We start from the raw sequence: 9,325 nt of genomic DNA on the forward strand, positions 1-9,325 counted from the left end.
CGGCGGTGACCGGCACGAGTCGCTGCGCTACGCCGCGCGGATCGAGGCCGGCCTGCGGCAGTTCCTCACCGAGGGCGGCTTCGGCGCCTTCACCACCAACTTCGAGGACCTGGGCGGGCTGCGCCAGCTGCCCGGCCTGGCCGTGCAGCGGCTGATGGCCGACGGCTACGGCTTCGGCGGCGAGGGCGACTGGAAGACCTCCGCGCTGCTCGCGGCGGTCAAGGCGATGGGTACGGGCACCGGCCGCGGCACCTCGTTCATGGAGGACTACACCTACCACTTCGGCCCGGGTGAGCAGAAGATCCTCGGCGCGCACATGCTCGAGGTCTGCCCGAGCATCGCCGCCGACCGGCCGTCCTGCGAGATCCACCCGCTGGGCATCGGCGGCCGGGAGGACCCGGTGCGGCTGGTCTTCGACGCCGCGCCCGGCCCCGGTGTGGTGATCGGCATGGCCGACCTCGGCGACCGGTTCCGGCTGGTGGCCAACGCCATCGAGGTCACCGCGCCGGACGAGCCGCTGCCCAAGCTGCCGGTGGCCCGCGCGGTCTGGAAGCCGGCCCCGTCCCTGGCCACCTCGGCCGAGTCCTGGCTGACCGCCGGCGGACCGCACCACACCGTGCTCACCCAGGCTGTCGGGGCGGAGCCGCTGCGCGACTTCGCCACGATGCTCAACACTGAACTTCTGCTCATCGACGAGAACACGACCACGCACGACTTCGCCGACCGCGTCCGGTGGAACCAGGCGTACTACCGGCAATACGCGCGGTAAGTACGTATCGCCTGCGTAACAACAGTGTCGAGAAATGTTTACTTATGATCGCACGTGCGGGAAAGTTGCCCGGTCGTGCGCCCACCATCGCAAGGAGAGAACGATGAAGTTGACCCGGCTCGCGTCAGTGGCCACGGCCATGACGCTTTCGGTGGCCCTGGCCGCCTGTGGCTCAAGTGAGAAGACGGCCGACTCGCAGGCCTCCGGTGCTGCCGACAACAAGGGCGCGCTGATCGGCGTGACCATGCCGACGCGTTCCTCCGAGCGGTGGATCGGTGACGGTGACAACCTCAAGAAGCAGCTCGAGGCCAAGGGCTACAAGGTCGACCTGCAGTACGCCGAGGACGACATCCCCACCCAGGTGAACCAGCTGGACAACCAGATCACCCGGGGCGCCAAGCTGCTGATCATCGCGTCGATCGACGGCACGGCGATCACCACGCAGCTGCAGAGCGCCAAGGAGAACAACATCCCGGTCATCGCCTACGACCGGCTGATCCGTGACAGCCCGAACGTGGACTACTACGCCACCTTCGACAACTTCAAGGTCGGTGTCCAGCAGGCGACCTCGCTGCTGGTCGGCCTGAAGCTGCTCAAGGAGGACGGCACCACCAAGGGCGACGCGAAGGGCCCGTTCAACGTCGAGCTGTTCGCCGGCTCCCCGGACGACAACAACGCGACCTTCTTCTTCAACGGCGCGATGTCGGTCCTCAAGCCGTACATCGACAACAAGACCCTGGTGGTCAAGAGCGGCCAGACCGACTTCAAGAAGGTCGCCATCCTGCGCTGGAAGCCGGCCGTCGCCCAGGACCGCATGGAGAACCTGCTGACCTCGACGTACAAGGGCGGCGCCAAGGTCGACGGCGTGCTGTCGCCGTACGACGGCCTGAGCATCGGCATCCTCTCCGCGCTCAAGAGCAACGGCTACGGCACCGCCGGCCAGCCGTACCCGGTCGTCACCGGCCAGGACGCCGAGCAGGCGTCGGTCAAGTCGATCATCGCCGGTGAGCAGTTCGCCACCATCTACAAGGACACCCGCAAGCTCGCCGACACCACCGTGCAGATGGCCGACGCTGTTCTCAAGGGCCAGAAGCCCACGACGAACAACGACAAGGACTACGACAACGGTGTCAAGGTCGTCCCGGCCCAGCTGCTGGACTCGGTGATCGTCTACAAGAGCAACTACAAGAAGGAGCTCGTCGACTCGGGCTACTACAAGGAGTCGGACCTCCAGTAATCCGTACCGGTGCCCGCCGCCCCACCCGGCGGCGGGCACCGCCTCCTTCGCGCGCGTGCGACCCTGGGGAGTTCCATGAGCGACACCATCCTGCGGATGCAGGACATCACCAAGACGTTTCCCGGGGTCAAAGCGCTCCAGGACGTCAATCTGACCGTACGTCGCGGCGAGATCCACGCGATCTGCGGCGAGAACGGCGCCGGCAAGTCCACCCTGATGAAGGTGCTGTCCGGGGTCTATCCGCACGGCTCCTACGACGGTGAGATCACCTTCGAGGGCGAGGAGTGCCGGTTCTCCGGGATCCGCGACAGCGAGCACCGCGGCATCGTCATCATCCACCAGGAGCTGGCGCTGGCCCCGCAGCTGTCCATCGCCGAGAACATCTTCCTCGGCAACGAGCAGGCCACCCGCGGCCTCATCGACTGGAACCGCACCAACCACGCCGCAGCCCAGCTGCTGGCGCGGGTGGGCCTGCACGAGAGCCCGGTGACCCCGATCCTGGAGCTCGGCGTCGGCAAGCAGCAGCTCGTCGAGATCGCCAAGGCTCTGTCCAAGGAGGTCCGGCTGCTCATCCTCGACGAGCCGACCGCGGCGCTCAACGACGAGGACTCGGCGCACCTGCTCGGCCTGCTGCGCGGGCTGCGCGACGAGGGCATCACCTGCGTGATCATCTCGCACAAGCTCAACGAGGTCATGGCGATCGCCGACCGGGTGACCATCCTGCGCGACGGCCGCACGATCTCCACCCTGGACCTGGCGACCGACGAGGTCACCGAGGACAAGATCATCTCCGGCATGGTGGGCCGCGACCTCGACCACCGCTACCCGCCGCACGAGTCGCACGTGGGCGAGGAGGTGCTGCGGATCGAGGACTGGACCGTGCACAGCCCGACCCAGCACGGCCGGGTGGTGGTCAGCAACGCCAACCTGAGCCTGCGCCGCGGCGAGATCGTCGGGCTGGCCGGGCTGATGGGCGCCGGGCGTACCGAGCTGGCGATGAGCGTCTTCGGCCGCTCCTACGGCATCGGGATCTCCGGGCGGATCATCAAGGACGGCAAGGAGATCCACCTGCGCTCGGTGCGCGACGCGATCAACCACGGCATCGCGTACGCGACCGAGGACCGCAAGCGGTACGGCCTGAACCTCATCGAGGACATCAAGCGCAACATCTCCGCGGCCGCCCTGGGCAAGCTGGCCAAGCGCGGCTGGGTGGACGAGAACGAGGAGTTCAAGACCGCCGGCGCCTTCCGCAAGAGCATGAACATCAAGGCGCCGAGCGTGCTGAGCATCACCGGCAAGCTCTCCGGGGGCAACCAGCAGAAGGTCGTGCTGTCCAAGTGGATCTTCACGAACCCGGACGTGCTGATCCTCGACGAGCCCACCCGCGGCATCGACGTCGGCGCCAAGTACGAGATCTACACGATCATCAACCGGCTCGCCGACGAGGGCAAGGCGGTGCTGGTCATCTCCTCCGAGCTGCCCGAGCTGCTCGGGATCTGCGACCGGATCTACACGCTGTCGGCGGGCCGGATCACCGGTGAGGTGCCGCGCGCCGAGGCCACCCAGGAGAACCTGATGACGCTGATGACCAAGGGAACGGAGTAACCGCGATGTCTGTCGCACCCACCAACGCCGACTACGCGGTGGCCGAGTCACCAGCGGCACCGGCCGGCCCGACCGGGGACTCACCCCGCCGGTACAACCTGAACCTGCGCCAGAGCGGCATCTACATCGCGTTCGCGCTGATCGTCGTGCTGTTCACCGTGCTCACCGGCGGTGACCTGCTGGCGCCGCAGAACATCAGCAACATCATCGTGCAGAACTCGTACATCCTGATCCTGGCGATCGGGATGATCCTGATCATCATCGCCGGGCACATCGACCTGTCCGCCGGCTCGGTGGTCGCGGTCTGCGGCGCGGTCGCGGCCGTCCTGATGGTCGAGCAGAACGTGCCCTGGCCGCTGGCGCTGCTCATCACGCTGGTCGTCGGTGGTCTGATCGGCGCCTGGCAGGGCTACTGGATCGCCTACTTCGGCATCCCGGCCTTCATCGTCACGCTGGCCGGCATGCTGCTGTTCCGCGCGCTGACCCTGACCATCCTGGGCAACCGCGGCATCGGCCCGTTCCCGGACGAGGTCCGCACGCTGTCGAACGGCTTCACCGAGGGCTACCTGGGCAACGTCGGTCTCGGCGCGCTCGGCGGCGCCGACCTGTTCAGCCTGCTGGTCGGCGTGATCGCGGTCGGCGGCATCGTCTTCACCCAGTGGCGCACCCGCTCGGCCCGCCAGCAGTACGGCCAGGTCGTCGACCCGCTGCCGCTGTTCATCGGCCGGATCGCGGTGGCCTCGTTCCTGGTCATCGCCGTCATCGTGCAGCTGGCCCGGTTCAAGAACCTGCCCTGGGTGCTGGTGCTGCTGGCGTTCCTGGTGCTGGCGTACTCGCTGCTGACCAACCGGGCGGTCTTCGGCCGGCAGATCTACGCGGTCGGCGGCAACCTGCAGGCCGCGACGCTGTCCGGCGTCAAGGTCAAGTCGGTCATCTTCTGGATCTTCGTGAACATGGGCGTGCTGGCCGCCCTGGCCGGCGTGATCTTCGCCGGCCGGCTCAACCAGGCGAACCCGACGGCCGGCGCCAACTTCGAGCTGGACGCCATCGCGGCGGCCTTCATCGGCGGCGCGGCGGTCCAGGGCGGCGTCGGCAAGGTGGTCGGAGCCATCACCGGTGGCCTGATCATGGGTGTGATCAACAACGGCATGTCGCTGATCGGTGCCCAGAGCGAAACGGTCCTGCTGGTCAAGGGTGCAGTCCTGCTGGCCGCAGTGGCCTTCGACGTCTGGAGCAAGCGCCGCGCCGGCGCTTCCCGTTAGGGAGGTTCCGGGCGACGGGTGATAGGGGAGAAACTGACGAGGCCCATTGGGGGACCGCCCCCGTTTAGCAAGTACGGCCCCGAAACTTCCGGCCGCTGACCCCTCCTGGGCCCCCGCCAAGGTGGTGTCATGACGCAATAAATATCGGAGATAACCGGTCATAACCGGGCGTTGTGTGCGGTAACAAATTCCGGAAGTGTTCCGGGAACCATTGTTTCCGCAATGTTGCCATGCCAGCATGACGGTGGCATTGAAACCCGTCGTTCTTTGGATCAGCTCGTGTGATCCGAGAAGGAGGCCATCGTGGCAATCCCCCCTCCTGTCCCCTCCGCCGGCTCCCCGGGGCGCCGTTCGTTACGGGCCCGCGCGCTGCTCGCCGGGGCCGTCGCCGTCGTCGCGGCAGCCGGCGCGGTAACGCTGATGCCGAACGCGAACGCCGCAGAGTCCACCCTCGGCGCGGCGGCGGCGCAGTCGGGCCGCTACTTCGGTACGGCGATCGCCGCCAGCCGGCTCAGTAACTCGACGTACGCCACGATCGCCGGCCGCGAGTTCAACATGATCACCGCCGAGAACGAGATGAAGCCGGACGCGACCGAGCCCAACCGGGGCCAGTTCAACTTCAGCGCCGGCGACCAGATCTACAACTGGGCGACCCAGCGCGGCCTGAAGGTGCGCGGGCACACCCTGGCCTGGCACGCCCAGCAGCCCGGTTTCTGGGGCAGCCTCAGCGGCAGCGGTCTGCGCCAGGCGATGATCGACCACATCAACGGCGTGATGGCCCACTACAAGGGCAAGCTCGCGTACTGGGACGTGGTCAACGAGGCGTTCGAGGAGAACGGCAGCCGCCGCAACTCGAACCTGCAGCAGACCGGCAACGACTGGATCGAGGCCGCGTTCCGCGCCGCCCGGGCCGCCGACCCCGCGGTCAAGCTCTGCTACAACGACTACAACATCGAGAACTGGACGTACGCCAAGACGCAGGGCGTCTACAACCTGATCCGCGACTTCAAGTCCCGCGGCGTACCGATCGACTGCGTGGGCCTGCAGACCCACTTCACCGGGGGCAGCTCCCTGCCGGGCAACTTCCAGACGACGCTGTCGAGCTTCGCCGCGCTGGGCGTGGACGTGGCCCTGACCGAGGTCGACGTCACCAACTCGTCCACCTCGCAGTACGCCGGACTGACCCAGGCCTGCCTGAACGTGCCCCGCTGCGTCGGCATCACCGTCTGGGGCGTACGCGACAGCGACTCCTGGCGCTCCAACGAGAACCCGCTGCTGTTCGACGGCAACGGCAACAAGAAGGCCGCGTACACCTCGGTCCTGAACGCCCTGAACGCGGCCGGCCCGGTCACGCCGTCCTCGCCGACGTCGGGCCCCGGCTCCCCGACGCCCTCGACCCCGCCGGCTTCGGGCGGCCGGATCGTCGGCGCCCAGTCGGGCCGATGCCTGGACGTACCGAACGCAACCCAGAACAACGGCACGCGGGTCCAGCTCTACGACTGCAACGGCGGCACCAACCAGGCGTGGACCCTGACCTCGAGCAAGCAGCTGACCGTCTACGGCAGCAGGTGCCTGGACGCGGCGGGCTCGGCCAACGGCTCGGCCGTGCAGATCTACAGCTGCAACGGCCAGACCAACCAGCAGTGGAACGTCAACAGCAACGGCACCATCACGGGCGTGCAATCGGGACGCTGCCTCGACGTCTGGGGCACCGGCAACGGCCAGCAGGTCCAGATCTACGACTGCAACAGCGGGGCGAACCAGCGGTTCAGCCTCAGCTGACCTGACGCGGACGATCGCGGTGTGGCGGCAGTGACTTGCCGCCACACCGTTTCGCCGTCCGAGGTCCGGAAGTTTGGGACAGTGAACCCATGGTGCCCACACTGATGCTGGTGGGCCTGGTGCTCGGCCGCTGGTGGCGTACGACCCTGGTGGCCGCCACGCTGGGCTGGCCCATCCTGCTGCTCGCCGACGACCTGATCGAACCGGGCTGGAACATCGCCGCGGCGGCGGGCGTATCGGCGGCCAACACAGCTGCCGGCATCCTGGTCCATCAAGCGATCCGCTGGGCCGTACGCCGCGCGACCACCCGCGACCAGAGCAACCAACCCGAGCGACCCGGCCCTGAGTAGCTGTGGACAACGCCTGCCAACCTGGTGACAAACAGTAAATAGACGACTACGCCGCGTCTTGCTGGGGGTTGTGGTGACAGCGCTTGAACGTCGTCCCCGTGGGTTTCGCGGTTCCACGAAGATGCGGGCCGCAGTAGTCGTGGCGGGGTTGCTTCTCGCCATCGTCCTGGTGTTGTTCTTTCCCTTGCTGATCGTGCATCTCTCCGGGCTGCCGTGGGATCGCCTGGCCGACGTCGGGGACGCCTACGGTGGCGCTTCCGCCTTGTTGTCCGCGGTGGCCTTGTGCGGTGTCGGTGCGTCGCTGGTCTACCAGCAACGACAGCTCCGGCAGGAGATGGTGATGATCCGGCGCCAGCAGCACTTCGAACTCGTGCGGCTGGGCATCGACGATATCGAGCTACTGCGTGCGGTCGATCAGGACCTTGCCGATTCTTCGGACGGCCGGCAGCAGGCGTACCTCAATCTCATGACGAACTACTGGCACTCCATGTGGGAACTCGGCGAGATCGATGACGAGGAGTTGCGGGAGTTGGCATCGTCGATCTTCCGTGGAGAGCTGGGCCGTCGCTGGTGGGCGAAGTACGGCGAAAGCTGGATCGGAACGCGGCGACGGCCGGGCCGTCGCCGCTTCATCGACATGATGTCCGAGGTGTGCGCCGCGGAAAGTGCGGCCGCCGCGGTCCCGGTCGCCGCGCCGGAGCGGACTGTGGATCGTCGCCGGGTCGCGGTCATGGCAGCCGCGGTCGCGATCGTCGCTGCGACCATCGGCGTCAGATCTCTGCGGCTGCGGGTTACCGCCGGCTGAGGTGGTCGATCTTCACGGCTTCGATGAAGTCCGCCCAGGCCGAGGTATCGAAGGAGAGCGTCCCTCCCTGCGGGTTCTTGGAGTCACGGACGTAGATGTTCCCGTCGTGGCCGAATGCCGTTTCGAGGCAGTGGCTGGCGCCGGCCGATCGTGTGCTCTTGAACCAGTTCTTGCGCAGGGCGAGCGTCACTCGGATCTCCATTCACGAAAAAGGCAAACCTTGGCCTTAACGAGTGGACGACCGGAAGGGGACCTGTAACTCACAAGCTAGTACAAAATCACCCTAAAGGCCCGTTATATCCCGTGGGTCAGCGGGCCGTAGCGAGGCCGAATCCGGCCGGGGAGACCTCCGGGAAGACCTCGGCCAGCGACCCGAAACCGCACCGCTTCTGCAGGATCTCGCCGATCACCGCGCGATAGTCCGTCGTCGCCGCCAGGTCGCCGGCGACCAGTGCGCCCGCCGCCAGCCCCGGCCATGTGCCGTACACCGTGCCGCCGCGCACGCCGCCGCCCATCAGCAGCATCGCGTTCCCGTGGCCGTGGTCGACCCCGCGCGACGCGTTCTCCGCCACCCGCCGGCCGAACTCGCTGACCGTCACCACCGTCACCGACGCCATGCCGGCCGGGCCCAGGTCGGCCGCGAACGCCGCCAGCGCCGTTGAGGTTTCGAGGAGGTTGTCGTACATGCGCTGGCCCTTGACCGCCGTGCCCAGGCCTTCGTGCATGTCCCAGTCGCCGGAGTCGACCGCCGCCGCGGCCAGGCCCACCTTCGCCTTGATCAGCCGGGCCACGTCCTTGAGGGCGTTGCCCAGGGGCGTCGCCGGGTAGGCCGCGCCGTTCGCCGGTGCGTACGCGGTCGCGCGTACCCCGGTGGTTGCCGTCAGGGCCGCGTCCGCCGCCAGGGCGGGACCGGCCAGCAGGCCGGGCGCGGTCGCGTACATCTTGCGCAGCGACGCCGCCATCGGGCGGTTCGCGCTCTCGCCGGCCAGCGTGAAGCCGTCGACCGAGGCCATCGACACGTCGGAGAAGGCGCCGCCGAAGAGCCGGGCCGGCATCGCGTTGCCCATCGCCACCGCGGCGAGCGGGCCGGTGGCGCCCGTCAGGCCCAGCATCCGGTCCAGCCAGCCGCTGCGCAGGGACGTGCCCGCGGCCGCGCGTTCCATCTCCTCCATGGCGGCGAAGTGCGAGCGGGTCGGGTTCGGCTGGCCGACCGCGTGCACCGCGGCCAGGCTGCCGTTCTTCCACATCGGCAGCAGCGGGGCCAGGCCCGGGTGCAGGCCGAACATGCTGTTGCCGCCGATCGCCTGGCTCTTCGGCAGGGCGATCGTCGGGCGGGCCTTGTAGTAGTCCGGGTCGCCGATCGGGGCGATCGCCGACAGGCCGTCGAAGCCGCCGCGCAGCGACAGCACCACGAGGGTGTCGCCGGTGTAGCCCTCGGCGGCGTACGCCAGCCGGGTGGACAGCCCCTCGCCGACCAGGCCGGCCAGCGCCCCGGCGGCGCCGGCCGCGAGCCCG

Annotated in this window: 8 protein-coding genes and 1 pseudogene; 7 read left to right on the plus strand and 2 right to left on the minus strand. The window is 68.0% G+C overall.

Annotated features, from left to right (window positions below):
- The 7 genes and pseudogenes from AB0C29_RS20355 to AB0C29_RS20385 form a co-directional block, all read left to right on the plus strand.
- Positions 1-769, plus strand: a pseudogene (locus AB0C29_RS20355) (L-arabinose isomerase); the annotation flags it as partial.
- Between the two features lie 103 nt (positions 770-872).
- Positions 873-2,006 (plus strand): multiple monosaccharide ABC transporter substrate-binding protein, encoded by a 1,134-nt coding sequence (chvE, locus tag AB0C29_RS20360; RefSeq protein ID WP_360822252.1) that lies wholly within the window; start codon positions 873-875, stop codon positions 2,004-2,006.
- A 75-nt stretch (positions 2,007-2,081) separates the two neighbouring features.
- Positions 2,082-3,611 (plus strand): multiple monosaccharide ABC transporter ATP-binding protein, encoded by a 1,530-nt coding sequence (gene mmsA, locus AB0C29_RS20365; protein ID WP_360822254.1) that lies wholly within the window; start codon positions 2,082-2,084, stop codon positions 3,609-3,611.
- 5 nt (positions 3,612-3,616) lie between these two features.
- On the plus strand, positions 3,617-4,873 hold the full coding sequence (gene mmsB / locus AB0C29_RS20370; protein WP_360822256.1) for a multiple monosaccharide ABC transporter permease: 1,257 nt from the start codon (positions 3,617-3,619) through the stop codon (positions 4,871-4,873).
- Positions 4,874-5,176: 303 nt separating this feature from the next.
- Positions 5,177-6,655, plus strand: a complete 1,479-nt coding sequence (locus AB0C29_RS20375; RefSeq protein ID WP_360822258.1) for an endo-1,4-beta-xylanase — start codon at positions 5,177-5,179, stop codon at positions 6,653-6,655.
- A gap of 89 nt (positions 6,656-6,744) precedes the next feature.
- Positions 6,745-7,005 (plus strand): hypothetical protein, encoded by a 261-nt coding sequence (locus AB0C29_RS20380; RefSeq protein ID WP_360822260.1) that lies wholly within the window; start codon positions 6,745-6,747, stop codon positions 7,003-7,005.
- 139 nt (positions 7,006-7,144) lie between these two features.
- Complete coding sequence (locus tag AB0C29_RS20385) at positions 7,145-7,810, plus strand: DUF6082 family protein (protein WP_360822262.1); 666 nt, start codon at positions 7,145-7,147, stop codon at positions 7,808-7,810.
- Here the strand turns inward: AB0C29_RS20385 and AB0C29_RS20390 are convergent.
- On the minus strand, positions 7,797-8,000 hold the full coding sequence (locus tag AB0C29_RS20390) for a DUF397 domain-containing protein (RefSeq protein WP_360822264.1): 204 nt from the start codon (positions 7,998-8,000) through the stop codon (positions 7,797-7,799). The genes AB0C29_RS20385 and AB0C29_RS20390 overlap by 14 nt on opposite strands.
- Before the next feature lie 118 nt (positions 8,001-8,118).
- Positions 8,119-9,325 (minus strand): DUF1501 domain-containing protein (locus AB0C29_RS20395; RefSeq protein ID WP_360822266.1); only part of this gene is annotated, 1,207 nt, incomplete at its 5' end.

The organism is Actinoplanes sp. NPDC048791 (assembly GCF_040650095.1).
Lineage (GTDB): Bacteria > Actinomycetota > Actinomycetes > Mycobacteriales > Micromonosporaceae > Actinoplanes.

Excerpts from the sequence above, each read along its gene's own strand:
- mmsA (WP_360822254.1), top strand. The coding sequence starts at position 2,082 with ATGAGCGACACCATCCTGCGGATGCAGGACATCACCAAGACGTTTCCC.
- AB0C29_RS20380 (WP_360822260.1), top strand. The coding sequence starts at position 6,745 with ATGGTGCCCACACTGATGCTGGTGGGCCTGGTGCTCGGCCGCTGGTGG.
- mmsB (WP_360822256.1), top strand. The coding sequence starts at position 3,617 with ATGTCTGTCGCACCCACCAACGCCGACTACGCGGTGGCCGAGTCACCA.
- chvE (WP_360822252.1), top strand. The coding sequence starts at position 873 with ATGAAGTTGACCCGGCTCGCGTCAGTGGCCACGGCCATGACGCTTTCG.